Genomic DNA, 25,373 nt, shown 5'->3' on the forward strand with positions numbered 1-25,373 from the left:
GGTGCCCGGTTTGGACATACTTGGTTCGGTCTTGTTCACGGGGCCTCCCAGCCAAAGCTTCCCGGCCGCCACGGGGAATCCAGTCATGCGGGCGGCGCCGACCCTAGCAGAAGCGCATCCCAAATGCCCACATGGCTAATGTCCAGTTAGGACCGTCCGTGAAGACGGCCCAGTTTGCGAGATCTCAATCGCCTCTGCGATCGCAAGAGCATCCTCAAAATCAACACCCAGATACCTAACTGTGCGGTCCATCTTGGTATGTCCCAACAGCAGCTGGATGGCACGCAGATTACCGGTCTTTTTGTAGATCTGTGTCGCCTTGGTGCGACGCATCGAGTGCGTGCCATAGGCACTTGCTTCCAACCCTATCGATATAACCCAGTTGCGGACAATCCGAGCATATTGGCGGGTCGAGATATGAAGGCGCTCGTGAAATCGGCCTGGCCAGAGGTATTCGGAGCCAACCATCAGCGGGTCTAGCATCCATCTGTAGAGACATGCCCGCGTGCCTTCTGAGATTTCGAAGCGGACAGGTTTCTGCGTCTTGCTTTGCAGAACCGACGCGCGTTCCTTGATTTTGCCGGATGTCATAACATCCAAGACAACCCGACGTTGACGCGGGCAGAATACCATACGATGCAGCGACGCCTGCGGGGTATGGAAAGAGCCCACCTTGACTGACGCTGCCTAGGGAACGAAGGTCCACCAAGCGCAGGAAGTGCCCTCTGCAAACTTGGCCGTTTTACGCAACCAGCTGAGGGTTTGTGCTGCGGTGCAGTCCGCTGTTTCTGCCGTTCACTGCGACTGCGAGGGTCTGAAGCCGTGATCTCACACAGTGCGGACGAAACAGCCGCTCAGATGGTGGCCCAAGATGCCCATTCGATTGAGGTCTGCCAGGACCCAAATAAAAATGAGCGATAGCAGACGCTGCAAAGTCGGATTTTACGTGTGAGGGCAGAAGGTTCTGTAAGTTCTGATCTGCGGTTCGGCCAGTACCCGGTTATGGCCGCGCAGTCCCTAATGGCCGATGCCTGCTACGACTGTGAAGGCCGACCTACAAGATGACTTTATGGCTGCATTTGTCACCCGGATCTCTGATGTCGCGCACATGCCTAGAATGGGTGCTTTGAGAGGTAACGTCCTTTGGATCGGATGCGCACGGTATCTTGCCTCTGCTGTCACCTGGTCCCAAAGTGCAATAACACTCATCTGGAGGAAACCGATGCCTGTCTTGAACCGCTTCGCCGAAATGTTGCCAGAAGTTTCAGCATGGCGGCGCGATATCCATGCCCATCCCGAATTGCGTTTTCAGGAGCATCGAACGGCGGCGCTTGTGGCATCGAAACTCAAGGAATTTGGCTGCGATGAGATTGTGACGGGCTTCGGCGCAACCGGTGTGGTCGCTGTGATCAACGGCAAGTCAAACACTTCGGGCAAAACCATCGGGTTTCGCGCAGACATGGACGCCCTTCCGATTCAGGAAGCAACAAATTTGCCTCATGCATCGACCGTTCCGGGGAAGATGCACGCCTGCGGGCATGACGGGCACACATCAATGCTCCTGGGCGCGGCGAAATACCTGGCCGAGACGCGGAATTTTGACGGCCGGATAGTCTTGGCCTTCCAGCCCGCCGAAGAAGGTGGCGGTGGTGCGCGGGCGATGATCGATGCCGGGTTGATGGAGCGATGGGGTGTCGAAGAAGTCTACGGCATGCACAATATGCCGGGGATGCCCATCGGCGAATTTGCGGTGCGCAGCGGGCCTCAGATGGCCTCGCCGGACAAGTTTGAGATCATCGTGCGCGGAAAGGGTGGCCATGGTGCCATGCCACACAAGAGCGTTGATACAACATTGGTGGCGTCGCAGATCGTTGTGGCCCTGCAATCAATCGCATCACGCAACATCGATCCCATCGACAACGTGGTGGTCTCGGTCTGCGGCTTTCGGACAGAAACCGACACATACAATGTAATCCCGGATTCCGTTCACATGCGTGGCACGGTTCGGACGTTCGAACCCGGGGTTCAGAAGCTGGTGCGGGCCCGCATCGATGCGCTGGCGACGGCCACCGCAACTGGCTACGGCGCGGTTGCTGAAGTCACGCATATCTCCGGCCCACCTGCGCTGGTGAACCACGCGCGGGAAGCGGATCTTGCCGCAGAGGTTGCCCTCGAGGTCTCTGGTGTAGCGTATCGTGATCTGAAGCCAATCATGGGGGGAGAGGATTTTTCCGAGATGCTCCTGGAACGCCCTGGGGCATACCTGTTCATAGGCAATGGCGACAGTGCCGATCTTCACAACCCGTCCTATGAGTTCAATGACGAGGTCATTCCCTTCGGCTGCAGCTGGTTTGTCGCAATGGCAGAACGGCGCATGCCGCTGGCATAGACATTACGGCCGGATACCTTGTTGATCGCCTCGCTGGCATCTTATCGCTGCCTGGCAGTCAGTTTTCCGGTGGGTGAGATCGCCACTGACAATCCCAAAGGTTTGTATAGACTTAGCCGCCCGCCCTACTCCGTGCCTTCTCAATAGATCGGGAACCTGGGGATAAAGCTCAAAACCGTGCTACTACATCTGGAAGATGCTTTGCCATTGTTCGGTCTGGCTGTGCCTCATTGGTAGAACACAAAAACGCCGCTGCCCTTTCGGGTGCGGCGTTTTGCGTTATTTTTGGTTGCGGGAGCGTGCAGCCGTCGCAATCTACCAAATCCGAACTGCTATGTTTGAACCCTTTGGTACCTAGGTCATTCCCGCCCCTCGCTTTGCCAGCGACAAGCGACAGGAAATGGCTGCTCTACAACCTGATCCTACGGCAGCAGGCCAACAATGCACTAACAAGAAAACCGAACCACCCGATGGTTGCACGCCAAAATCATTGTGCTGCCCTCACAGCCCGCAGAACTTCCTCCAGGTGATCGGCAGGATAGCCAGGGGGTATCTCAATGGCTGCCGTTCCGATACTGATCCGGCAGGAGGTGCTACTTGCAGTCTCGTGGCCATACTCGTGAGGAAGCTCGGCCAGCCGCTGGACCGCCGGAGCAACGAACTCGACAAAAGCTGGGCTCTTCCCGGAAGTGTCGGCCTTCTTAACCCAGAGAGCGACCAGAGATTTGTTGGTGCCGATCTCCTCAGCCGTCTCACGGATTCCGGCTCCAGCTAAGATCTTTCGAACAGCCTTGGCGCGGAGCGCGTCTGGCCATTTCCGCCTCCTGGTTGGGGAAACGGGGACCGTGATCCCCCACACTTTCACTTCTTCCGGCATCATTCCATCCAGAATTACCGCCTCCTTTCTTCAGGTGGCGCCAGTATCTCAAACCCCTTATTTCATTGAAACATGGGGTCTTTGCACCGCTTACCCTCGAACTGCACGACCTCGCGCCCCGCCCCACCGAAACCCGCGATCCATGCCGGGCGTAATTCGCATCAGCCGGGTTTCCGGCGGGTGCCCTGCTCCAGCACCGCGTTGCGGCGTGCCGCAATAACGCCGCGCCCACAGGATTCGAGGCAGCACTCAGAGCAGAACAGCCGAGTTCAATGAAAAAAACTCCTCAAGAGTCAGTCACACCGAAAGTTTGTGTTTGCGCAACGTTCTGAGCTCCCGACCGGGATAGCTTTTTCTCAAACAGCAGTCATAATGGAAAGGAACGGGACATGCTGACGAGAAGAGCCGCATTAATGGGGGGCGCAGGCGTTGCCGCGCTGCCGCTTCTTGCAAAGGCTGCCAAAGCCGAAGAAATCATGGACACCTCCATGGCCCCGCCTGCCGACCTGTCGAGCCTCAAGCGGATCAAGCGGAGGCTGGTCCGTCCGCCGATGGTCCACGAGCATGAACAGGTGGCCCCTGCGGAACCGCGCATCGTCGAATTCGAGATGCAGATCGTTGAAAAGGAAGTCGAGGTCGGCGATGGTGCCTATCTTCAGGCGATGACCTTCAACGGATCAATTCCGGGGCCTTTGATGGTGGTACACGAAGGCGACTATGTCGAACTGACGCTTTATAATTCGCCCGAAAACCTGATGCAGCACAACATCGACTTCCACTCTGCTACAGGTGCCCTTGGCGGCGGGTCGTTGACGCTGGTGAACCCTGGCGAGAAGACCACATTGCGCTTCAAGGCAACCCGTCCGGGAACCTTCGTCTATCACTGTGCCCCGGGTGGCCCGATGATCCCCTGGCACGTCGTCAGCGGCATGTCCGGCGCAATCATGGTCCTGCCGCGCAACGGTTTGAGCGACCACAATGGCGAGCCGGTCCGTTATGACCGCGTGTTCTACATCGGAGAGAATGACTTCTACATTCCGAAGGATGCGGACGGGAGCTACAAGCGGTTCGAGGATGTCGGCGAAAGCTATCCCGACACGCTGGAGGTGATGAACGGACTGATCCCGAGCCATGTCGTATTCAACGGCAAGATCGGATCGCTCACCGGCGACAACGCGCTTCATGCGGCGCAGGGCGAGAAGGTGCTGTTTGTCCACAGCCAGGCGAACCGGGATACCCGACCCCACCTGATCGGCGGCCACGGTGACCTTGTCTGGGAAACCGGCAAGTTCAACAACCCGCCGGAGCGTGACCTGGAAACCTGGTTCATTCGCGGTGGCTCTGCCGGTGCTGCGCTCTATGAATTCCTCCAACCCGGTGTCTATGCCTATGTGAACCATAATCTGATCGAAGCGGTGAACCTTGGCGCGACGGCCCACGTGGTGGTCGAGGGCGACTGGAACAACGACCTGATGGAGCAGGTACAGGCACCGGTCGAGTATAACGCGGCCTATGAAGGCAGGACCGCCCTGCCATAACGGCCAAGCACAATCAGTGATGATGATGGGGGCGGCCAGAGTATTGGCCGCCCCGCTATGGTTCAGGAGTTCGGATATGAAGCAAATTGCGCTTTCGGTTGGTGCAACCGGTCTGGTCGCGCTTGTCGCCCTGGCAATGTGGCCCGCGCAGGAAGCTGCGCCCCCGCCCTTTTACCCGGTTGAGGTTGTGGACGTTGAGGCAGGAGACATTGACTACCGCCCATTCGGGAATTTCGAACAGGCGGGAAAGGCACAGACCCCACGAGAGATTCTGCTCAGGGTCGAGGGATTTTCAATCATGAAATTTCAGGTCAGCCGAGAGCAATATGGCGCCTGCGTGGAAGCCGGTGCCTGTACTCCGGTTCCCGCCGAGGGAGTGGGACTGCCGCAGACGCAGGTGAACTGGCAGGATGCCAGTGCCTTTGCGGCCTGGTACTCCGACGTAACCGGGGATGTGTGGCGCCTTCCGACCGACCGCGAATGGCAATTGGCAGCAGCTGAACGCTATGGGGATGCGGTCGCGGATCCCGGCGATCTGGATCCGGGTGAGAGGATGCTGGCCCGTTACAAGGCCGGGGTTTTGTTGCGCGGCACGGCCAGCCCGGCACTGCGGCCTGCCGGGGGGTTTGGAATAAATTCCAAAGGGGTGGCTGATCTCTCCGGCAACGTCTGGGAATGGACCGGCGGCTGCATGGAAAACGGAACCCTGAACCCGGACGGCTACATCGCGTCGAGCGAACCCTATTGCGCGGTTCGCATTGCGGGCGGCCTGCATCGCGCGGCCATTGTCGATTTCATCAGAGATGCCCGTTCAGGGGGATGCGCCGTTGGCCTGCCCCCGGAACACCTGGGGTTTCGACTGGTCCGGGAGCCATGAGCCAATCAGCGTCTCTTCCGTGTTTGACGCTCAGAGCGGAAAGGGGGAAACGCCGATCACCAGACTGTGCAGGTGCAGCGCGGCAACCCAGAGGATCAGGCCGAGGGCGGCGCGCATAACCAGCGCCCGACCATTGACCGCCAGCCAGCTGCGATCTGCCAGTGACATTAGCGACAGGATTGACGTCGCCGCAAAGAAGCTGGCGGCTTGTGGCCCGAGTTCCCGCCGCGCGCGGGCATCGAATGCCGGGATCGCGGCAAGGGCCATCACCGTGAAACTGCCGAACAGGATGACATGAGCAAGGTCGCCATTGGGGACAAGATGCGCCCCGGCCCAGAGCGCGAGAGCGACAAAGAGCGGGTGACGCGTGATGGAGGCGAAGCCGGGATTTGCCGTATCGAAAATCGCCTTTCGCTTGCCGCCGAGTGTAAACGGGTTCGACAGCCCGCTCCCACAGGTCACCAGAACGACAGAAAGCGGCATCAAGACGTTGGGCACCCACCGTGACCACAGCATCTGTGGCCAGAGTTCGACATAGGGCGCCCGGCCCGCAGCCACGATCACCCAGACCAGTAATGCGAGGGACAGCAGCCCGTAGGCCGAGAAATACACCCGCCGCCCGAACGCGCGGATCAGCCGCTCGCGCAGTCCCCCAACACGCGGCAGAAAATGGCTCGCGACGAAGACCCCAAGCGCAAAGCCGTATTCTGTCCAGTCGGTCATTCGGTGTCGGCCTTTTCCATCAATCGCACGATGTGACATGCGAAGGCGTACGTCGCCGGAAGGCCGATGACCAGCCCCCCGGCGGCCGATTGTGAGGGCGTCAGCACCGGCCAGCCCAGCCAGGATCCGATCAGGGAGGCAAAGAAGAGATTCACCGCCATGGCGCCGACACCGAACGGATAGAGTGCGGCGACAAGTTTTGGTGAGGGCCTCATCGGCGGCTCACCAGCATCTGCACCGCGACCAGCGCCAGGATCAGCGCGATCGATCCGACGAAGAACCAGAACTCCGCAGTGTCTGTCTGCGGTTGCGGGATCGGGCGGTCAAAGGCCTCGGCAATGGCCGTACTCGGCAGGGTCAGGGCGACGGCAAGGATGGATTTCATTTCAGCTCTCCATGGTCAGAGTTTGATAGATTTCAGGCAGAGCGCGCGGCAGGCGCTCGGGATGGGGCAGCAGTGTGAAACCGGCGCGGCCAAAGATCCGGGCGAACCAGTCCTGCCCGTCCTGATCGACAATGACCCCATGCACCGCCTGCCCAAGGGCGCGGGCCTCACGGACGGCCATGCGGCTGTCCTCGATCCCGTGCTGGCCTTCGTAGTGGTCAAGGTCATTGGGCTTTCCGTCGGTCAGCACCAGCAGCAGACGCCGCGTCGCGCCTTCCTCGGCCAGTTGGGCAGAGACATGGCGGATCGCCGCGCCAAGACGGGTGTAGTGGCCCGGGGTCAGCCCGCCGATCCGCGCTGTCACGTCGCGCGACATCGGTTCGGCAAAAGCCTTTGCCCGGTGCAGGAAAACCCTGTCACGGCGCAGCGAAGAAAATCCCCAGACGCCAAGCTTGTCTCCGGCTGTGTCGATGCCTTCGGCCAGCGACGACAGCGCCTCGCGCGCCACCTCGATAACGGAGGTGTCGCCGATCGCGGCCTCGGTCGAGCGGGAGCAATCCATCAGGATCGCCACCGAAAGGTCGCGCGCCGTAGGGCGGCCCGCCTGCCAGACCCGGTCCGATCCTTCCTGTCCGCAGGCAATGTCGGTGCGCGATGTGACCAACGCGTCAAGGTCCAGATCCTCGCCGTCGATCTGGCGCGGCAGGACCACCCGGCGGGGGTGCAGCGGCGCGAACTGCCGTTTGACCCGTGCAACAAGGCGCGGATCGGGCGCGTATTCCGCGCGCGGTTTGGCCGGGGCCTCCAGCACGCGGGTGTGGCCCTGCATGTAGTCTCCGGTGCGGCGGTTCCATTCGGGATAGGTGAACTTGCCCGCCAGCATCTCGTGATCGGCGTCCTGCGGCGACAGGTCCAGCGACAGCCGCAACCGGGTCGCCGCGCGCTTCATGTTCTCGGAAAAGGTCAGGTGGTCCTGATCCTCGGCGGCCTTGGCAGCGTTGTCCTGATCATCGTCATCGACCATACGGTTGATATTCAGGCTCTCGGCCCAGGACATGATCGTCTCAAAGCGATGAATGATGAATCCATCGTTGCGGTTGGCCTGATCGCGTTCCTCTCGTCTGGCTTCCTTGCGGCTGGGAACGGCAAAAGCGGGGGTCTGGCCCGGCTCTTCTGCCGCTTCGGATGCGCCCTTGCCAGCGGCACGCGGCAGGAGGCGCAACCAAATCGGCACAGGGGCATAGCTGCGATAGCCGCGCGGGGCTGGGGCGTCTATTTCCTCGATCCCACCGCGCTGGCAACCGATCTGATCCAGAATCATTCGCTCCATGGATGCTTCGTGGCGCGGCAAGGCGCGGCGTTCCCGCAGCGCGCAGGCTTCAAGGCACAGTGCGCGGTAGGCGTCCTGAAGGCCCGGACAGGCCGCAAAGGCACGGTCCATCGCAGCCGCGTTTGCGGTGATCTGCGCCAGATCGTTGCGGTAGGGATCGTCCTGCCGTGCGGGGATCTCGGCAAAGGCGGCGATGGCCGCGAGCCACAGATAGGCGGCGCGGTTCAGCTCGTGGGTGGAAAAGACATCCATCACAGGCGGCAGACGCAGGCGGTCGCCATCGAAATCCGACACATGGGCCATCTCGCGCGGGGTACCAATCCGTCGCAACAGGCCGGGCCGATGATCTGATGAGGCAAGCGGCGCCGCCACGATTTCGACCCCTGCCGATCCGCCAAGCGCGCGCAGCAGCGCGGCAAGGCTGGGGCGTATGGCATCGAAACGCACGGCGCGCTCCACATCGATTGCGGCCTTGCGCGTGGCCATGTCGTGCCAGAGGTTGCCGACGGTTTCCTCCGGCTCCATGAGGTCGAGAACGTGGATCATGGCGTCACCCGTAGACAGCGCTGGCAAGATCGCGCAGCGCCTGCTGAACGTCCGGTTCGTCAGACAGCGGTTCGATGATTGCGGCCTCAAGCGCCCGGTCGACGGGCATACCCTTGGTGATCATCGTGGCGGCGTAAATCAGCAGGCGGGTCGAGACCCCCTCCTCCAGATCCATGCCCGACAGGTTGCGGATGCCAGCCGCCAGCCGGACCAGCGCCTTGGCCCGGCTTTCATCAAGACCGCTTTCGCGGGCGACCACGGGCGCCTCCACCTCTGGCGAGGGGAAGTCGAAGCCGATGGAGACAAAGCGCTGCCGGGTCGAGGGCTTCAGCTTTTTCAGGATGTTCTGGTAGCCTGGGTTGTAACTGGCCACGAGCATGAAGCTGTCTGGCGCCACCAGTTCCTCACCCGTCTTGTCAATGACCAGCCGACGGCGGTCGTCGGTCAACGGGTGCAGCACGACGGTGACGTCCTTTCGGGCCTCCACCACCTCGTCGAGGTAGCAGATACCGCCCTCCCGCACCGCCCGTGTCAGCGGACCATCGACCCAGACGGTTTCCCCGCCTTTCAACAGGTAACGCCCGATCAGGTCAGAGGCGCTGAGGTCATCGTGGCAGGCCACGGTGTGCAGCGGCAGGTCCAGCCGCGCCGCCATATGTTCGACAAAACGCGTCTTGCCGCAGCCGGTCGGCCCCTTCAGAAGAAGGGGCAGAGCGTTGGCATGGGCCATCTCGAACACCGCGCATTCATTGGCAACGGGCGCATAGAACGGCAGGTCGGGTTTATGCAGGTCTTTCATCGGATCACTCTCCCGGAACGGCCACAGGGCCGGGTTTGACCACCTCGCGGCGCACCACGAGCATGGAGTAGATGAAGAGGATGGCGCCAAGGACCACCGCGATGCCCGAGCCAAAGCGCATCAGGTAGAAGAGACCCAGCTGGTCCTGCACATCCATGTAATAGTCGCCCACGATGCGCTGCATGTGTGTCTGGATCGTCCCGGCAAAGGTCAGCGTGAAGGTCATGAATGCCATCCCGCCGGTCATCAGCCAGAAGCTCGCCATATTGAGCACCTGATTATAGGGCGCGCGGTTCCGCAGCAGCGGCATGGCATAGCTGAACATCGCGAGGTTCAGTGCAACATAGGCACCATAGAAGGCCAGGTGCCCGTGGGCGGCGGTGATCTGCGTGCCATGGGTGTAGAAGTTCACCCCGTGCAGCGTGTGCAGGAAGCCCCAGACGCCCGCACCAAAGAAGGCGACGGTGGAAGATCCGAGCGACCACAGCAGCGCGGCCTTGTTCGGGTGGTTCTTGCGCCCTTTCCAGACCATGACAAAGGCAAAGGACATCATGGCGAAGAAGGGAACCACCTCGAAGGTCGAGAAGATGGAGCCGATCCACTGCCAGTAGCCCGGGGTGCCGATCCAGAGGAAGTGGTGGCCGGTGCCGAGGATGCCCGAGAACAGCGCCGTCGCGACGATGATATAGAGCCACTTCTCGATTACCTCGCGGTCAACGCCCGTCAGTTTGAGCATCAGGAAGCCGAGGATCGCGGCCATGACAAGTTCCCAGGTCGCCTCGACCCACAGATGCACGACCATCCACCAGTACATTTTATCAAGGCTGAGGTTGTCGGGATTTATGAAGGCGAAAACCCACAGCAGGCAAAGCAGCCACAGCCCCATCATCAGGATATTGGTGATCGCCGTCTTGCGCCCCGCAAGGAAGGTCAGCGAGACATTGACGAGAAAGATCACCGCGGCGACGAGAATGCCGAACTTGACCCAGAGCGGTTGTTCAAGGAATTCGCGCCCGCCGTGAATGCCGCCAAGGTAAGAGCCGACGGCGCCAAGGGTGCCGACCACGAGAATGGCGAGCTGGATATAGGCCAGCTTGACCGAGAATATTTCGCGTTCGCTTTCCTCGGGCACCAGGTAATAGGCCGCGCCAAAGAAGCCGAGCAACAGCCAGACGATCAACGCATTGGTATGGATCATGCGGATAACGTTGAAAGGCAGGATCTCGGATAGCGTGTTCGGTGACACGTAGATCCAGCCGGCCAGCAGCCCGCCCAGCACCTGAATGCCGAAAAGCGCCATGGCCACAAGGAAGTAGGCGTAAGCTACCTTTTGAGATTGATATTTCATGGTTGTTCTCCTGACGCGCAACGTGATCCGAAAACCGATTCCCACTTTTCGGGTTGCGCTTGTCTCCTGTCCCTCGATCAGCCCGCGTCGTTCGGCGGCCAGTTCTGGGTATCGGTCTGATCAGCCCAGCGGAGGAATTCGGCGAGCCCGCGCATTTCCTCTTCGGTGAGCTCGAAATGCGGCATCTGACGACGCCCCTCGATGCCCGAGGGCTGGGATTTCATCCAACCGTCGAGGATCTCATAGGCAAGTTCCGGATCGTCCTGCGCGCCCCAGCGGGTCATCACGTTGCCGACCTCGGGGGCGAAATAGGCGCCCTCGCCATGCAGGGTGTGGCAGTTGATGCAGGAGTTGCGCTCCCACACATGTTTGCCCAGCCTGACCTCGTCGGTCAGGGGCATTCCGGCCGTGGCCTCGTTTACGATATAACGGTGGCTATGCGCCGTCAGGGCCACGAACACGACGACGAAGAAAATGGATCCCCCGTAGAACACGTTCCTGGCCCGCGATTTGGTAAGTATTTCTGACATGTCGCGGTCCCGACAAATTGTTGCGGATACCTGACGTCTATGGGGGGTGGCGTGGTCGCTTATTGCGGAATCGCAAAGAACGAGCCGAAAGATGCGCGCAGCATGTCGGTATGAAAGGACCCGCCATGCGCAAGCCTGATTTCGATGACCCCGATCTGGCGCTGTCCGAGCTGTTTGCAGCTTGGCCACAGATGGCGGCCGTATTCTTTGACCGGCGCATGCTTTGCCCTGGCTGTCCGATTGCGCCTTTCCATGCGCTGACGGATGCCTGCCTTGAATATGATCTGGACGAGGATGCGTTCAGGGCGGAATTGGCTGCACTGATACCGAAAGTTTGATCCGGCAGAGCACAGCCTGTTCGGTTTCAGCCTTCCATGCCGCTCAGGAGGACAAGCCGGTGCGGGTCCGTGACAACGATATGCTTGCGGGTTGAGCGAACGACACCGTCCTTTTGCCAAGCGGATAGCAGGCGACTTACTGTATGCAAGGTGGTGCCGGTCATTTCGGAAATGTTCTGGCGGGTCACGGGAAAGGCGATCTCGATCCCATCCGCGGTCTTGCGGCCAGTCTGATTGACCATCCGCAAAAGAGCACAGGCGACGCGTTTTTCCACCGCCTGGGTCGCCATCTCGGTGAGTGTTTCCTGGATCTGGCCCAGGCGCTGCCCGAGGGTCTTGTAGCTTTCACTCGCGAAGCCCGGAAACCGCGATGTGAAATCCTCCCACACGCTGGTTGGCCAGGACAGCGCAATGGATTCGGCTGCTGCGATGGCTGTCGCCGGGTAGGTATCCCGCTGGAGCGCAGGGGCGATGCCAAAGAGCTGTCCCGGCGAAATATGCAGCACGATAATCTGGTCGCCACCGGGCGTCGTCCGCACAACGCGCAGGTAACCATCAAGAAGAAGATAGAACCGCTCGGCCTCATGCCCCTCCCGGAAAATCTCGCTCCCCTCTTCATACCGACGCGAAACCGCATGTGTCAGGATTTCGCGGATCTGTCCCCTCTCCAGAAGCGAGAACGGCGGCAGATCGGTCAGCAGGCTTTCATCGAGCTTGGGCACGTTTTGTGTCCGGAGTTTGTTTCAGAGCAACGTTTGGCGTCTCCCCATAACGCATATCAGGGGCAGAGAACGCAACCGGACAAATGAAAGGATGTTCCGATGCTGAAGAAACTGATGCTGACCGCCTGTGTTGCCCTTGCCGCCGGAGCTGCTGGTGCGGAGACCTTCGAGGTTAGAATGCTAAACAAGGGCGATGTTGGTGCGATGGTCTTCGAACCTGCCTTTGTGAAGGCTGCGCCGGGCGACGTGGTGAGGTTCATTCCCACCGACAAGGGCCACAACGTGGAGGCCATCAACGGCATGCTTCCCGAGGGCGTCGAGGGCTTCAAGAGCAAGTTCAACAAGGAGTTTGATCTGACCGTCGAGGCGGAAGGCGTCTATGGGATCAAATGCACGCCGCATTACGCCATGGGCATGGTCGCCCTGATCCAGGTCGGGGATGCGGTGAACCTGGATGGCGCGAAGGTCGTGAAACAGAAAGGCAAGGCAAAGGCCCGGATGGCCGATCTCATCGCTCAGGTCGAATGACCGAAATGCCCGTGTCAACTGACCGAAACGGGCGGTGCCGGAGGTGCCGCCCGATTGCTTTCAAAGGGGTATGATCAATGAAACCGCGGAATGATTTTCAGGGGCCACCGCTGTTCAGCTATGGCTTTCGCCCTTTCTTTCTTTTTTCCAGCATCTTCGCCTGCGGGGTAATCCCGCTCTGGTGGCTGGTCTGGCGCGGGTATGTGAACCTTGGCGGATATTTTGTTCCGGCAGACTGGCATATCCACGAGATGGTTTTCGGATACGGTGCCGCCGTGGTCGCCGGCTTTCTGTTCACCGCGGTTCCCAACTGGACCGGAAGAATGCCAACGCGGGGCTGGCCACTGGCGTTGCTGCTGATGCTGTGGCTGGCTGGGCGAGTGGCCGTCGCGGGCCTTTTGCCTTTTGCTGCGCCCTGGATTCTGGGCATCGACCAGATGTTCCTGTTTGTCGTTGCCGCTATGATTGCCCGCGAAATCGTGGCGGGCCGCAACTGGAAGAACCTGAAGGTGCTTGTCCCCGTATCTCTGCTCTGGGGCGCGAATGTCCTGTTTCACATCGAAGCGCTGACAGATGGTGTTGCTGACACCGGTCGGCGGCTTGGCATTGCACTCCTGATTTTCCTGATCATTCTGATCGGCGGGCGGATCGTGCCGAGTTTCACCCGCAACTGGCTGGCACAGCGGGGCGCGACGCGGCTCCCGGTCGCGTTCAACAGGTTTGACGGGATCTGCATTATCGCCGGTCTGGCCGCCTTGCTCAGCTGGGCAGTGGCTCCCTTCGATCTGGTGAGCGTGTTCACAGGTGGCGCTGCGGCCATTCTGCACCTCTGCCGCCTTGTGCGGTGGCGGGGGCAGAACACTTGGCGGTCCCCCTTGTTGCTGATGCTGCACATCTCCTACCTGATGGTGCCGCTCGGCTTTGCATCGATTGCAGCGGGTTCTCTGGGGATCGCAGAGCTTGCCGTCACTGCCCATGTGTTCGGCATCGGGGCAGTTGCAGGTATGACCCTGGCGGTGATGATGCGGGCCACCATGGGGCATACAGGCCGCCCGTTGGTCGCCGGGAGCGCGCTAAGTCTGGCATTTGCAATGATCTGCGCCGCCATGCTTGCCCGCGTTTCCGGGCAGGAATTCAGGATCGAAAACTTGGATGGAATTGATCTCTCAACCATGTTTTGGACTGTTGGCTTTGGCATTTTCCTGTGGCGTACGGGGCGCTGGATGACGAGGCCAAAAATCAGAAGGAAACCAGTGTCAAACGTAAGCTTTGTATCTGGCCCTGCTTAAGGCTCGAAGCCGACTTGCGGCGTTTCGGCGACCGGTACGCTATCTTTATGGTCGTCCGGTCGGTCGCCGGATGACTGCAGACTGAGATGCCCTTTATGCAACAAGAAACATTGCGCGCCTAGCGACGGGTTAGGCGACCAGACCAGCCATTCGCTGCGCCTGGGAAAGCGAGGACACGTAGGAGGCTAGGAACGCTGGACTAAGCTGCCGACTGAAATCAGCCAAGGCAACCTGGCCATGCAGGAGAAGGTCTTTGCATATCTGCGCACGGCTGCCGCTCGCTCGACGTCCCAAATGTGACTGCACTTTGCCTAGCTTGAACCCAAGAACATTCCGCTTACAGTTTATCGTGAAAGTCGCTCAAGTATCGGCAAAGCCTACATTACTTGCGGCCTGAGTGGCTCGCATAAGGCTGCTCAATGTCGGCATCCTGACGCTGCTAAGCCAAGACTTCTGTGCCTGACGGATCGAAGCGACCGGTGAGAGGCCAGAAGGTTTCGCACCGGCAGAAACTAACACTCGCTGCTATGTCTATGTCCAATCCTGGCTGCCTGTTTCTTGTTCGTAAGTGGCAGCAGATGCCATTGGATCGGGTTGGCGCTGTCCGTGCTCCGCCATAGCGCGGTCCGGTGAAGAAATTATAGCAAAGGGCATTAATCCGCCTATTGTTTTCGCTGCGATTTCAACTCCTTCGTGATATACCCTATAGTAAACATGTAATCTGTAAGAGGTTCACATGCTCCACCAGAAGGTTTCGCCGCCTCGAACCGTTACGCTTGAGGACGGTACTGTCATGACACGGGAAGACCTGCCTCCGCAAAGCACCAAACGCTGGACCGCTTCCCGTAAGGAGGCCGTCGTACAGGGGGTGCTGTACGGGTTGCTTCCGCAGGAAGAGGCCAAGCGCTGTTACCAACTAAGCGATCAAGAGCTTCGAAGTTGGATATCCGCAGCTCAGACGCATGGCACTGACGCGCTGAAAGCGACCCGATTGTGGGTGTACCGCTGAGCATTCACTAGCCGCCATTTGCATTTCTAGTGGCCGGATAAACTCCAGAGCCAAGTTGTTTTAATCGATTGTCCCTCAGCGGCTGGCGGTATGGTGAGATTGTGGAATGGCCATGAAAATCCTGGTTATCGAAGATGATACTCCCACGCGGCAGTTCCTTTCGAACTTGTTGAAATGCGAGTCTTTTGGAGTGCGAGCGGTATCATCCGCTGAACAGGGCCTCTCCTTGCTAAGCCAAGAGCTCTTCGATCTGATTGTGCTGGATCTCGGTTTGCCGGGCATGACGGGTCTCGAAATGTTGCGCTACGTAAGATCTTCCGAAAACGATACTCTCGTCCTCGTTTTGTCGGGTGATGACTATCTTGATACCAAGGTGCAAAGCTTCAAACTTGGCGCCGATGACTTTCTGTCCAAGCCATTTGTTCTCAGGGAATTACCTGCTCGGATTCGTGCCTTAGGCAGGCGAGTGCGCGCTCCAATAGGCCCCAAGATTAAGGCAGGAGGCATTTCTTTGGATCCCGAGGCCGGCAGCGTAATTTCCGATGGGCGTAAGATGGTTCTAAGTCGGACAGAATATCTGTTTCTGGAGCTTTTGATCCGACACGTGGGAAACATTGTGACTCGCCAGATGCTCCTGACCCGGATGTATGCGGAAAAGAACACCCCGCAGGAGGATATCATTGATGCCTACGCGCACAGGCTGCGTAAAAAGCTCGCGAGGACGTTCAATGGAACCCTCCGACTTGTGACCGTTTGGGGTCAGGGGTTTGTCCTCGAAGTTAACACTATCAGTCTCGGTGATGACGCTGATAGCGGGATGCTGCGCGCCTGACCTTGCCTCCCAGAACCTGGTCAAGAACTTCCTTTCTGGCGACAATCGGCATCAAATATTATACTATAGACACCCAATTGCGGCTCCACAGAGCATCTTTTGTGGCTACGGTCTAAAAAATTGAGAATGAAAGACCACTTCACTCCCGCTGGCTGGAAAGCCCCAAACATTCAGTATCCGGAGCACGGCACCTCATTCGAATGGCCGCTTCGGGCTGCTAGCGTCATCTGATGGCGGGGACTAGGTGCCGTATCGCTACGCGTCCCTTGCCGCAGCGCCGCAGGTCCGGTGAGAGCCCGAAGCTGTCTCATTGACCCCAGATACAGTGGCACAAAAAATGTGCTAAACTTCTCTCCAGTACCAGGGGAGAGACAGAATGACTGACGCACAGAGCATTTCAGATCACTGGGGCAAGGGAGATGTATTTTCCAAACTTCTGGATACGATGAAGTTGGCGGGCATCGACCCGCACTCACTAACAGTCGAACAACTCGCACCAGTGGATCACTTCCATGCAAGAGGTTTTCCGGCAACCGTCGAACTTGCTGATGCGCTGCCAATCAAAAAGGGTGATACGCTCCTCGACATCGGTTCGGGGCTCGGGGGGCCAGCGAGGTACCTATCAAAGCGGTTCAACTGCAATGTCGACGGCGTGGACATAACGGCTTCTTTTGTGGATGCCGCAAACAAACTGAGCGCGCTCGTTGGTATGGATGAAGCGGTGAAATGCCAACACGGTGATGGACAGAAACTACCTTTTAATGATCAGGCATTTGACGGTGGCTACACTCAGCATGTCACAATGAACGTACCCGACAGGGAAGTATTTTTTGCTGAAGCCTACCGGGTGCTGAAGCCTGGTGCTTTTTTTGCGCTTACCGAGCACGGGCTTGGAGAGGTTGGTGAGCCCCACCATCCGGTGCCTTGGTCAGCAGACGGAAGCGGAGCTTACCTGATGCGCCCTGCCGATACCGTTGCAGCGCTGGTGAAAGCCGGTTTCACCGACATAGAGGTTACTGATACCGGCGACAAATACTTACAAGGCTATCACCAAGCCATTGAAACTGCAGAAAAGGGCAAAGCTCCTATTTTTGGAGTGCATATCTTGCTGGGAGGACAAGCGCCGCAGATCGTGCGAAATGCAGCGCGAAACATCGCCGAGCGCAGAACCCACCCCGTCCAGATCATATGCTTTAAACCCAAATAGGTGGGGGCTGAATGGTTGGTTCGGGGCTCGCTTTGTCCGCTTGCCTTCCGTCCAATGGTATTTGCAGACTGTACTTGCGGCGAAGGTCTGCGCTTTCCATTGCTCATGCAGCATGGGATCGCCGCTCAGCTGCCAAATCCCGCGACTTTGCAGAGGTCGCTATCTGCGCATCTCTGCCGTTCGTGATCAGCGCAGCGAACTTCCGGTTTCCGCCCTTAGCGCCAGAATGGGAAGTTCTCCCACACATAGCAAGCACGCCCGCTTCGGGCTGAGACCAGACATCCTGAGCCAAGAGCACGAACGGCGGCTCCGGGCTGAGAGCGGACATATATTGCACTTATTGGACCTGGCGGCAAATACTGAGCGCTCAGAACAATCAGAAGCGCGCCCAAAGCCCTTGCGGGGAAAAGCGCAGGCCGTGTTCTGCCTAGGGGCCGATCTACCCGGACATCTGGAGTGTCCAGTTGGTGGATTTAAACGAACTCGAAATAATCCCAGATCTGCCCCTGCAACACAGTTTGGTCGAAACTGATGGTGATGGCATCACCGGTTGTGCCAAAGCCGATTTCGAAATTGCCACTACTGGAATCCCGGGTGACATGAATGCCTTGCGTGGCCATTGCAGCTTCTATTTCCTCGGCGCTTGCCGTTGAGGTGTCAACATCGACACCAAATCCCTGCAGGCGTAGGATATCGCCGCCGAAACGCTGCATAGTGATGAGATCGGTGCCACCCGCTACGTTCTTCTCGAAAATGAACAAGTCAGCGCCGCCGCCGCCCTGCAGGAAGTCATCCCCACGCCCGTCTATCAGTGTGTCATTGCCAAAGCTTCCAGAGAGCGTGTCATTGCCACTCCCGCCAATCAAGCGGTCGTTGCCCTCACCGCCTTGCAAGACATCCGATCCACGGCCGCCGGACAAGACATCCCTGTCGCCGCCGCCCTGAAGCCTGTCGTTGCCGCCACCACCAATCAGCCGGTCATTCCCGTCATCACCGCTCAGCACGTCACGGCCGCCGCCTCCAGATAGCTTATCCTTACCAGCCCCTCCTTCCAACGTGTCCTTGCCAGCTTGACCGAACAGCCTGTCATTGCCACTGCCACCAAGAATTTCGTCGTTCCCGCGCCCGCCTTTCAGAATATCCCGGCCACCCAGACCTTCGATGATATCAGCCTGAGACGTGCCGTTATAACGGTCGCGCCCGCTGGTGCCGGACCAGCCGTCTTCGATTGCGAACTCACCATTCACCAAAGGGTTCAGGGCAGTGAGATCCTGCTCGGTCCAGTTCTCGACAAAATCTTTTACCGTCGGTCCCTCGCCGTTGAAATCGATGGTTATGCGATAGGCGTGCGGCACAATGACCGTCACTTCTTCGATCTCGATATTCGCTGTGCTCTCGACCCAGGCGACGTTTTCGTCGGCTTGCGACAAGGTCAGAGGGTCAGGCCAGTCGCCAATGAAATCAGCTGTGACCGATCCCGTGGCATCACTGTAATATGTTAGGCGAAAGACCCCCTCGGGCAGAAATGTTGCCGGAGTGGTTTCGGCCTGTCCAGTCAGGTAGTTTGTGTCTGATAAACCAAAATCAAACCTGGCGCCGCCACCGGCAAAGAATTTCAGATCTACATCGGCAAATGTGTATTCAATCAGGCCATTCAGGTCCTGAAGCGTGACCTCAACTGTCATGCGTATAAAATCCTGTCAAACTAGGTTACCGTAAACACTCAGAAAAAGAATTCGTCGCAATTCGAAGATACGGGCATTGAGTTGTCTAGCCAAACGCTTTTTGCCTGTAGGAAGGCTCAAACGTCCATAGACACCGAGTTGACGGTGAACATGAACCGCGGCCTCGGCAGCGCCGAGCTTCTTTGTTGTGCCTGTGCAACTTCAAGCATGAGGACTGAGATCTCGCACCTGTTTGGCTTCCCATGCGTCGCTCGGCTCACTGCAATGACCGCTATGGGCTGACTGCCGTTATCTGGTGGTCCACCCGACGCATCATGGCCGCGTACCTATCTTTGCAATGCTGCATGCCAGCGTCGAGCCTAGTATCTGCTCGTTGTGACCGGAGCATTCTACGTCTCGTGTGCGAAGTGGTTCGTTGTTGCCCTTGCTAGGTCCGTCATTGTGCGGGCAAGGCCATCCATATGCCCGCAAACATCAACGCTCCGCCGATATTTACCCACGTATGCCAAACCGCATACCGGAAAGGCAGCGCTTTTTGGGCGTAGAATGCCGTTCCAACGACGTAAGCGACGGCCCCGGCCACGATACACCACAGTGTCGCAATGGGCACATTTGTGAGGTCAGGCAAGGCGCTCAATCCAAGTGCGCCCAGTCCGAGGTAGGACGCTGTTGACCATTGCGACTTGACTGTGTCGTTTGTGATTTTGTTCCAGACAGCCACGACAGTCAGGCCCCAGCAGATCCACAGCAGGGTCATCGTCCACGTGGTGCTTGCCAGCACGAAAAAGGGTGTGAAAGCGCCAGAAATGCTGGGATAGATTGCAGCGTGATCAATGCGTCGCAATAGTTTGCGCCGGTGATGCCAAGTGGAAAAGTGATAGGCGGCGGACGCCAGATTAGATGCCAACGAACAAAGCAAGTAAATTACGACGGCAAGAACTAATTTGGGCTCGAGGCCACTGATTGATTTGGAAATCAGAAAACCGCCCGCCGTCAGGATCAACGCCAGTGCGATACCATGCATGACAGCGTCGGCTCGTCGGTGTGTTTGGTTAGGGGTTGGATATGTCGTTTTTGTCACGTCGGTCCCGGAAAAATGGATTGCTGACGCTACATCCGGGCCTACAGAGTGTCCATGCTTCCGGGGCGTCAGTTGGTGTTGCCTCAATGTATGAATTTGACTGCTTTGCCCGCGCTGCCTCCAGTTGATCGGATAGCCACACTGCACTTGCGGTGAAAGTCAGCTCTCGCGGGCGGCATCGCAGCAAAAGCTGCGGCGGGTTGTGTCAAACGGCTGAGTTTGTAAAGGTCGTCTCCTTGCACTTTCCTAACTAGGGGGCTGAGCGGATCTCAGGCTGCAGGTTGACCCAAGGTTTGTAGCCCTGGACCTGCATCAGGCAAAACAAGTCGGAAACAAGCGCCATCCTCCTCGCTGCTTGCCGAGATCGTGCCGGACATGTCTCGGATCGTGCCAAAGCTGATAGAAAGCCCAAGGCCAGTGCCTTTACCAGGGCCTTTAGTGGTAAAGAAGGGGTCAAACAGCTTGTCCAATATCCCTTCTGGTATCCCACCGCCTGTGTCGCGGACTTCTATCACGTGGCCCTCATCCGCGGCAAAAACACTTGTTATGGAGATTTTTCCCTTTCTTGCCTCGCTAGCTTCGATGGCATCGCGCGCGTTGCTGATCAAATTTAGAAGAACCTGCTCAAATATGACCTTTTCCCCAAGGACAATCGCTGGTGTTTCGGGTAGGTCCAGCGTCAGGGAAATATCTAGGGTGTGCAGCTGAGTGCGTGCCAGAGCTGAGATCTCTTGCAGGCTGTCGCGTAGATCGAAGGGGCTGTTCACTCCCTCAGCCTTTCGGCCGAAGATCCGCATGTGGTTGATGATTTGCGAGGCCCTTTCTGTCTGCTCACCTATGCGGATTAGCTTGCTTCGCAGATATTCAAGATCTGCTTTGTCCTTGTCGATGCGTTTGACGCAATTAGTGGAAGCCATGCGGATGACACCAAGGGGCTGGTTAAGTTCATGTGCGACGCCGGTGGCCATTTCACCTAGGGTGGCCAGTTTGGAGGCGTGGATCAATTGATGTTCCGAATGTCGCAAATCGGTGATGTCCTTGGCCGAAAGCACGGTCCCGATTCCGTCCACATAGGATTGTACGGTCAAAAGAATGCGGTCGGGTTCACGGCGGATCTCATGCGGGAGTCCATGGCTACGACGAAGCTGCTCCTCTACCCAGGTTTCAGGGTCTTTGATGCCAATAAAGGCCGCCTGCTTCAGGCCGGTTTCCAGAAAACTGCGCAATGTGAATTTGTCGGGCAGGAGTTCTAGGAGTTCCGTGTTGAAGGATCGGAAGGCCGCATTCAGGAATAGAACCCGACCGTCTTCGCCAAAAATTGCGACCTGTTCCTCGACTTGGTCGAAGGCCGAGATGAGCCGCTGTTGTTCCTGCCGGGCCAATTCGACCGCTTTCATTGCATTCTGGAAAACTACCGTGGCACGGGCCATATCGCCTATTTCATCCGGGCGTTCGGTGTCTGGAACCTCCATTGTGTGGCGTCGCTGGGAAATGTCACGCAGGCAGCCGACAAGCACCTCGACCCGGGCGCGTTTTGCCAAAAGCTCATCCTGCTGATCCTGCAGAATGCCGCGATCACGGGCCAGGGTCTGCGCCATGTAGTTGAAGCACTTGGCCGTGTCCGCCAACTCATCCCGGCCCTTGACCTTAATCTGGCTTGCCAGATTGCCGCGGGCAATGTTGAGAGCACCCTGCCGCAGCCACCGCAGTTGTTGTGTCAAGATGGTCCCGAGGCAAAAGCCGAAGACTGCCACCAGCGACATACCGATTACGGCGATCAAGATGTTCGAATAGAGGGCTTGCGCCAGTTCCTGTTCTACCGTCCGGGTCGACAGGCCAAGTTCAATGGTGCCGAATTCAGTGCCCTCCACTTCGATCGGCAAATCGATGTCGATCACATGATCTTTTCGGGCATCGTCAAAACTGGCGTCCCTCACGAAAGGGGCTGCAAGAGCAGCTTCAACGCCGCCCTGGGACAGCACCATCCCCGAAGGGTTTCTGACGCGCAGGTAGGTCAAATCTTCGCTGGACACCGCCATGTCTATGGTGGCGTCCAGCGTCGCCAAGTCCGTTGCGATTACCGCATCTGCAACCGTATTGGCAAAGACACGGGCAGTTGCTTCCGCCCGCTGGTAAAGCTGTGTCGCGGCAGATCCTCCAAGTGCGAATTGGTTGATCCCAATCAGTACGGCCATAACCGTGAGCTCGATGAGAGCAATCCCAAGGACCGTTTTCAGCCGGAAGGACATGCGATCTCTCCCACATGTTTAATTCCCGTCTTTTCTCTGTCCATGCCAAGAGACCGCACATCATCCCAATCGGAATCTTTTGCAGAAACAAATCCCTTCATGCCGACACCCAGCACCAGATCCGGGTGCGTGGACGCCATGTTCACGAGCGCTGCTTGAATCTTTTGCGCCAGCACTGGCTCAACACTCCCATGGGCAGCAATAGCGTGGGGGGTGAAGCCGTCGGTTTCGTGTATGATCCGCAACTGAGTGCGAACCTCCGGATCTAGAGCATTCCAGGTGCGTGTCACGCCTCCGCCTGCGGCCATTAGTCCGGCGGCGACGGCCCGATAAACGCTGTCATGAGATTTGACGTAAGTGGGGGTGTAAGTCACGTTGACCCGCCGTAAGGAGGCGCGGTTGAGAATGCTCGCCCCAAAAGCGCCGGGCGACGGAAAGGCGATTTTCTGACCATCCAGACTGGTAATTTCGGTGAATTCAGAATCTACGCGTGCGACCATCACGCCCTTTAGCCGCTTGCCCTCCTGATGGGCGATCGCACGATAGGCCGCTTCGTTTGAGAAGATCGCGTAGTGCATTGGGTTCATGTAAGCAAAGTCAAATGCACCTGCAGCCAAGCAGGCTTCAAAGGTGGGTATGTCTTTTGTCGTGCGAAAACGGAATGTCGTGCCCGTCTGACGGCTCAACGCATCCAGAAACGGGCTCCACATACGTGCGAGGCGACTGGCGGATTGCTGGGGCACAATGCCAAAGGTGATTTCCTTGCCGCTTGGGGTATCATCTGCTTGGCCCGGGGAAGAAAGAACTATGCAAAGGGCTGTGATCAACGCTCCAAGAGTTTTCATGCCGTGCCTCCGCTGGTGTGAACGTTGGCTGCGTGCACTTCCTTTGTTATGCGCTGCACTTTCTTAAGCAGGTCTTCACCCGTTTCCGCCCAAGCGGGCGGCGCTGCCGCGGTTCCGGCTTTTTCCGCGCCGATCCGCACGGCAGAAATCAGTTGATCGGGATCGAGCGGCTTGGACAGAAAGTCGATTGCTCCGGTCTGCTGAGTGGACTTCTGTGCCGAAGGATCGCCACTCAGGACCACGAAACTCAGCTCGCGTTCCGGGAAACGGGCCTTTGCTCGCGACATTAACTGGAACCCGTTCGACGTATCGCCCGACGGGTCAACAAAGTGAACATCCGTCACAACAACAGAAATGTGCGGGTACCATTCCAGCACTTCGAGGGCCATATCGACACTGTCCGCAATGATGGCGCTCCAACCTTCGAGGTCGACAATGTCCTGCAGTTCTTCAAGCGCATCCCTGTCATCGTCCACAACTAGAACAGTCAGGGTCGGTGTGGCTTCGTTCTGTGTACCGAAAGTCATCTTTAACTCCATCCGAGTGTAAGCGTTCGGCTCACTGTGAGTTAAGTATGCAATCGCACACAATGTAATTTTTCTTCTTCTATCCTTATGAATTTAGATGACATATTCCAATGGATAGGAGGCTCTGCGCAAATGCATAACGCCCGATGCCAAGGGGAGCTCTAAACCGCGCCCGTAATGGCCTCGATTAGATCGTCGGGATCGATAGGTTTAGCGAAACATGCCACAGCGCCCAAAGACATGGCCTCTTCGCGCGAAGATTCCGCGCCATGTCCGCTGACTACAAACATGGCACCCTTGAAACCCATCTCCTTGAGCTGGTGCAGAAACTCTAGGCCACCGACATCGGGCATCTTGAGATCGGTAACAACTGCGTCAAAGTCCGTCTCAGCGCATTGTGCGAGGGCATTCGGCACCGAATCCGAGACCGATACATCCAAATCTTCAAGCTCTAGGGCTTCTTCGAGTTCCTCCCGTAGAAGGGGTTCATCATCGACAATGAGTACATGTGTCATAACGCTGCTCCGCACCTATCACATCAAACGCTAACATGTGGCGTACCAAGACAGTCAGATCTTTGGGAGAGGCGCAGCGCAAAAACGACTAGGAGAACGAATTCCAGTTCTTGGAAACATGGCGTTATGAGTTCGGGGGTACGGGCATCTGTCCTTTTCTGAACCTAACCGGCTATTGGGACAGGAGTACTGATCTTGTCTAAGTCGTCAAAAAGCTAATTCTGGCCGTGGAAGTACGACTGAGGGCTGGCCGTATAGTTCTGGAACTCCCCGACAGTCTTGCAATCATTCGGCACCCTGAAGACTGATGGTCGTTGCTCAAGTCACTTGAAGGAAAAGACTATTTCCTCAGCTGTATGCGTCCGTTGAAACTGCTCTGACGGTGTCGGTCTGCTACCGATAATGTCCATGATCGGTAATGGACATCTTGAGGCACTCCATGGCGGGAAAGAAAGGGCAGAAGAAGCGGTTCTGGTCTGACGAGGAGAAACGCAGGATCTGTGGGCAGGCGCGCGCGCCTGGCGTTTCCGTGGCGCAGGTTGCACGTCGCTATGCGATGAATTCGAACCTGCTCTTCACATGGCTGAGGGATCCGCGTTTCGCGTCGGCCGACCACGAAATCTCCAGCGATCCCGGGGATGGCGATCTCTTCCTGCCGGTTGAAATCACCGAATTTGCCACCGAGCCTGACCCGCGAGCTGACCTTGCCGGGACATCGCGTTCGACAGATGCCCGTGTTCTCGCGCAGCGGGTCGATATAACGCTCTCGGACGGGCGACGGGTCGTGGTGGAAGGGCCAACGGCATTGTCGGCGGTTCTCGGGCTGGTGAAGGGCCTGATGGCATGATCCCGGTTCCGAGCAATACGCGGGTCTGGCTGGCTGCCGGGGTCACGGATATGCGACGGGGGTTCAATACGCTTGCGGCGCAGGCCGAGAAGACGCTTGAGGAGGACCCGTATTCCGGCCACCTGTTTGTGTTCCGCGGTCGCCGGGGCGATCTGTTGAAAATCATATGGTGGGACGCGCAAGGCGCATGCCTGTTCTCGAAACGCCTAGAGCGCGGGCGCTTCGTCTGGCCTGCCGCCAAGGACGGCAAGGTTAGTCTCAGCCCATCGCAATTGTCGATGCTTCTGGAAGGCATTGACTGGCGCATGCCGCAGAAGACGTGGCGCCCTCTTACCACTGGAAACTTTCCATAGAATC

26 protein-coding genes and 1 pseudogene are annotated in these 25,373 nt (G+C 58.0%); 11 read left to right on the forward strand and 16 right to left on the reverse strand.

Annotated elements, in window-relative coordinates:
- Nucleotides 1-135: 135 nt before the first annotated feature.
- Nucleotides 136-603 (reverse strand): annotated as a pseudogene (locus AC5SSZ_RS12050) (tyrosine-type recombinase/integrase); the annotation flags it as partial.
- Nucleotides 604-1,222: 619 nt separating this feature from the next.
- Between AC5SSZ_RS12050 and AC5SSZ_RS12055 the strand changes: the two are divergent.
- The gene (locus AC5SSZ_RS12055; RefSeq protein ID WP_495438342.1) at nt 1,223-2,389 is read left to right on the forward strand and encodes a M20 aminoacylase family protein; all 1,167 of its coding nucleotides are present in this window, start codon (nt 1,223-1,225) and stop codon (nt 2,387-2,389) included.
- Nucleotides 2,390-2,876: 487 nt separating this feature from the next.
- Here the strand turns inward: AC5SSZ_RS12055 and AC5SSZ_RS12060 are convergent, their stop codons facing one another.
- Entirely contained in the window at nt 2,877-3,266 is a 390-nt protein-coding gene (locus AC5SSZ_RS12060; protein WP_274831200.1) for a transposase, read from the reverse strand.
- A 389-nt stretch (nt 3,267-3,655) separates the two neighbouring features.
- On the opposite strand from AC5SSZ_RS12060, the gene nirK reads away from it, so the two are divergent.
- Nucleotides 3,656-4,804, forward strand: coding sequence for a copper-containing nitrite reductase (gene nirK / locus AC5SSZ_RS12065; protein ID WP_274830423.1), 1,149 nt, complete (start codon nt 3,656-3,658; stop codon nt 4,802-4,804).
- Between the two features lie 76 nt (nt 4,805-4,880).
- A complete protein-coding gene (locus AC5SSZ_RS12070; RefSeq protein ID WP_495438303.1) occupies nt 4,881-5,681 on the forward strand; it encodes an SUMF1/EgtB/PvdO family nonheme iron enzyme in 801 nt (266 codons plus the stop codon).
- 30 nt (nt 5,682-5,711) lie between these two features.
- On the opposite strand, the gene AC5SSZ_RS12075 is transcribed toward AC5SSZ_RS12070, so the two are convergent.
- The 7 genes from AC5SSZ_RS12075 to AC5SSZ_RS12105 all read right to left on the reverse strand — a co-directional run bounded on the left by AC5SSZ_RS12075 (nt 5,712) and on the right by AC5SSZ_RS12105 (nt 11,342).
- Complete coding sequence (locus AC5SSZ_RS12075; protein ID WP_274830421.1) at nt 5,712-6,404, reverse strand: NnrU family protein; 693 nt, start codon at nt 6,402-6,404, stop codon at nt 5,712-5,714.
- The gene (locus AC5SSZ_RS12080) at nt 6,401-6,619 is read right to left on the reverse strand and encodes an NnrT protein (protein WP_274830420.1); all 219 of its coding nucleotides are present in this window, start codon (nt 6,617-6,619) and stop codon (nt 6,401-6,403) included. The genes AC5SSZ_RS12075 and AC5SSZ_RS12080 overlap by 4 nt, the downstream gene beginning before the upstream one ends.
- Nucleotides 6,616-6,789: a hypothetical protein gene (locus AC5SSZ_RS12085; protein ID WP_274830419.1), complete on the reverse strand. Its 174-nt coding sequence runs from the start codon at nt 6,787-6,789 to the stop codon at nt 6,616-6,618. The genes AC5SSZ_RS12080 and AC5SSZ_RS12085 overlap by 4 nt, the downstream gene beginning before the upstream one ends.
- A gap of 1 nt (nt 6,790) precedes the next feature.
- Entirely contained in the window at nt 6,791-8,665 is a 1,875-nt protein-coding gene (locus tag AC5SSZ_RS12090) for a nitric oxide reductase activation protein NorD (RefSeq protein ID WP_274830418.1), read from the reverse strand.
- 4 nt (nt 8,666-8,669) lie between these two features.
- Nucleotides 8,670-9,464, reverse strand: coding sequence for a CbbQ/NirQ/NorQ/GpvN family protein (locus tag AC5SSZ_RS12095; RefSeq protein WP_274830417.1), 795 nt, complete (start codon nt 9,462-9,464; stop codon nt 8,670-8,672).
- 4 nt (nt 9,465-9,468) lie between these two features.
- Nucleotides 9,469-10,812 carry a cbb3-type cytochrome c oxidase subunit I gene (locus AC5SSZ_RS12100; RefSeq protein WP_274830416.1) on the reverse strand — a complete coding sequence of 448 codons (1,344 nt, stop codon included), beginning with the start codon at nt 10,810-10,812 and terminating at the stop codon, nt 9,469-9,471.
- 77 nt (nt 10,813-10,889) lie between these two features.
- Nucleotides 10,890-11,342, reverse strand: a complete 453-nt coding sequence (locus AC5SSZ_RS12105; protein ID WP_274833916.1) for a c-type cytochrome — start codon at nt 11,340-11,342, stop codon at nt 10,890-10,892.
- 125 nt (nt 11,343-11,467) lie between these two features.
- Between AC5SSZ_RS12105 and AC5SSZ_RS12110 the strand changes: the two genes are divergently transcribed.
- A complete protein-coding gene (locus tag AC5SSZ_RS12110) occupies nt 11,468-11,680 on the forward strand; it encodes a DUF1858 domain-containing protein (protein ID WP_274830414.1) in 213 nt (70 codons plus the stop codon).
- A gap of 26 nt (nt 11,681-11,706) precedes the next feature.
- Here AC5SSZ_RS12110 and AC5SSZ_RS12115 read toward each other — a convergent pair whose 3' ends face one another.
- Nucleotides 11,707-12,402, reverse strand: a complete 696-nt coding sequence (locus tag AC5SSZ_RS12115) for a Crp/Fnr family transcriptional regulator (RefSeq protein ID WP_274830413.1) — start codon at nt 12,400-12,402, stop codon at nt 11,707-11,709.
- A 99-nt stretch (nt 12,403-12,501) separates the two neighbouring features.
- Here AC5SSZ_RS12115 and AC5SSZ_RS12120 point away from each other — a divergent pair, with 99 nt between their 5' ends.
- From AC5SSZ_RS12120 to AC5SSZ_RS12140, 5 genes are all read left to right on the forward strand, one after another.
- Nucleotides 12,502-12,930: a pseudoazurin gene (locus AC5SSZ_RS12120; RefSeq protein ID WP_274830412.1), complete on the forward strand. Its 429-nt coding sequence runs from the start codon at nt 12,502-12,504 to the stop codon at nt 12,928-12,930.
- A gap of 77 nt (nt 12,931-13,007) precedes the next feature.
- Entirely contained in the window at nt 13,008-14,219 is a 1,212-nt protein-coding gene (locus AC5SSZ_RS12125; RefSeq protein WP_274830411.1) for an NnrS family protein, read from the forward strand.
- Between the two features lie 736 nt (nt 14,220-14,955).
- Nucleotides 14,956-15,228: a CtrA inhibitor SciP gene (gene sciP / locus AC5SSZ_RS12130; protein WP_274830410.1), complete on the forward strand. Its 273-nt coding sequence runs from the start codon at nt 14,956-14,958 to the stop codon at nt 15,226-15,228.
- 106 nt (nt 15,229-15,334) lie between these two features.
- Complete coding sequence (locus tag AC5SSZ_RS12135) at nt 15,335-16,060, forward strand: response regulator transcription factor (protein ID WP_495438304.1); 726 nt, start codon at nt 15,335-15,337, stop codon at nt 16,058-16,060.
- Between the two features lie 376 nt (nt 16,061-16,436).
- On the forward strand, nt 16,437-17,267 hold the full coding sequence (locus AC5SSZ_RS12140) for a class I SAM-dependent methyltransferase (protein WP_274830408.1): 831 nt from the start codon (nt 16,437-16,439) through the stop codon (nt 17,265-17,267).
- Between the two features lie 473 nt (nt 17,268-17,740).
- Here the strand turns inward: AC5SSZ_RS12140 and AC5SSZ_RS12145 are convergent, their stop codons facing one another.
- The 6 genes from AC5SSZ_RS12145 to AC5SSZ_RS12170 form a co-directional block, all read right to left on the reverse strand.
- Nucleotides 17,741-18,952: a calcium-binding protein gene (locus AC5SSZ_RS12145; protein ID WP_274830407.1), complete on the reverse strand. Its 1,212-nt coding sequence runs from the start codon at nt 18,950-18,952 to the stop codon at nt 17,741-17,743.
- A 436-nt stretch (nt 18,953-19,388) separates the two neighbouring features.
- A complete protein-coding gene (gene trhA, locus AC5SSZ_RS12150; RefSeq protein WP_274844707.1) occupies nt 19,389-20,033 on the reverse strand; it encodes a PAQR family membrane homeostasis protein TrhA in 645 nt (214 codons plus the stop codon).
- Between the two features lie 269 nt (nt 20,034-20,302).
- Complete coding sequence (locus AC5SSZ_RS12155) at nt 20,303-22,282, reverse strand: ATP-binding protein (RefSeq protein WP_274830405.1); 1,980 nt, start codon at nt 22,280-22,282, stop codon at nt 20,303-20,305.
- Nucleotides 22,267-23,127, reverse strand: coding sequence for a phosphate/phosphite/phosphonate ABC transporter substrate-binding protein (locus AC5SSZ_RS12160; RefSeq protein ID WP_274830404.1), 861 nt, complete (start codon nt 23,125-23,127; stop codon nt 22,267-22,269). The genes AC5SSZ_RS12155 and AC5SSZ_RS12160 overlap by 16 nt, the downstream gene beginning before the upstream one ends.
- Entirely contained in the window at nt 23,124-23,654 is a 531-nt protein-coding gene (locus tag AC5SSZ_RS12165; protein WP_274830403.1) for a response regulator, read from the reverse strand. The genes AC5SSZ_RS12160 and AC5SSZ_RS12165 overlap by 4 nt, the downstream gene beginning before the upstream one ends.
- Nucleotides 23,655-23,815: 161 nt before the next feature.
- Entirely contained in the window at nt 23,816-24,169 is a 354-nt protein-coding gene (locus AC5SSZ_RS12170) for a response regulator (protein ID WP_274830402.1), read from the reverse strand.
- Between the two features lie 439 nt (nt 24,170-24,608).
- Here AC5SSZ_RS12170 and tnpA point away from each other — a divergent pair, with 439 nt between their 5' ends.
- Both tnpA and tnpB read left to right on the forward strand, forming a co-directional pair.
- The gene (tnpA, locus tag AC5SSZ_RS12175; protein WP_027234191.1) at nt 24,609-25,016 is read left to right on the forward strand and encodes an IS66-like element accessory protein TnpA; all 408 of its coding nucleotides are present in this window, start codon (nt 24,609-24,611) and stop codon (nt 25,014-25,016) included.
- Nucleotides 25,013-25,369 (forward strand): IS66 family insertion sequence element accessory protein TnpB, encoded by a 357-nt coding sequence (tnpB, locus tag AC5SSZ_RS12180; protein WP_495437911.1) that lies wholly within the window; start codon nt 25,013-25,015, stop codon nt 25,367-25,369. The genes tnpA and tnpB overlap by 4 nt, the downstream gene beginning before the upstream one ends.
- Nucleotides 25,370-25,373: the final 4 nt, after the last annotated feature.

It is taken from the genome of Phaeobacter sp. CC-HEC084, from assembly GCF_059429255.1.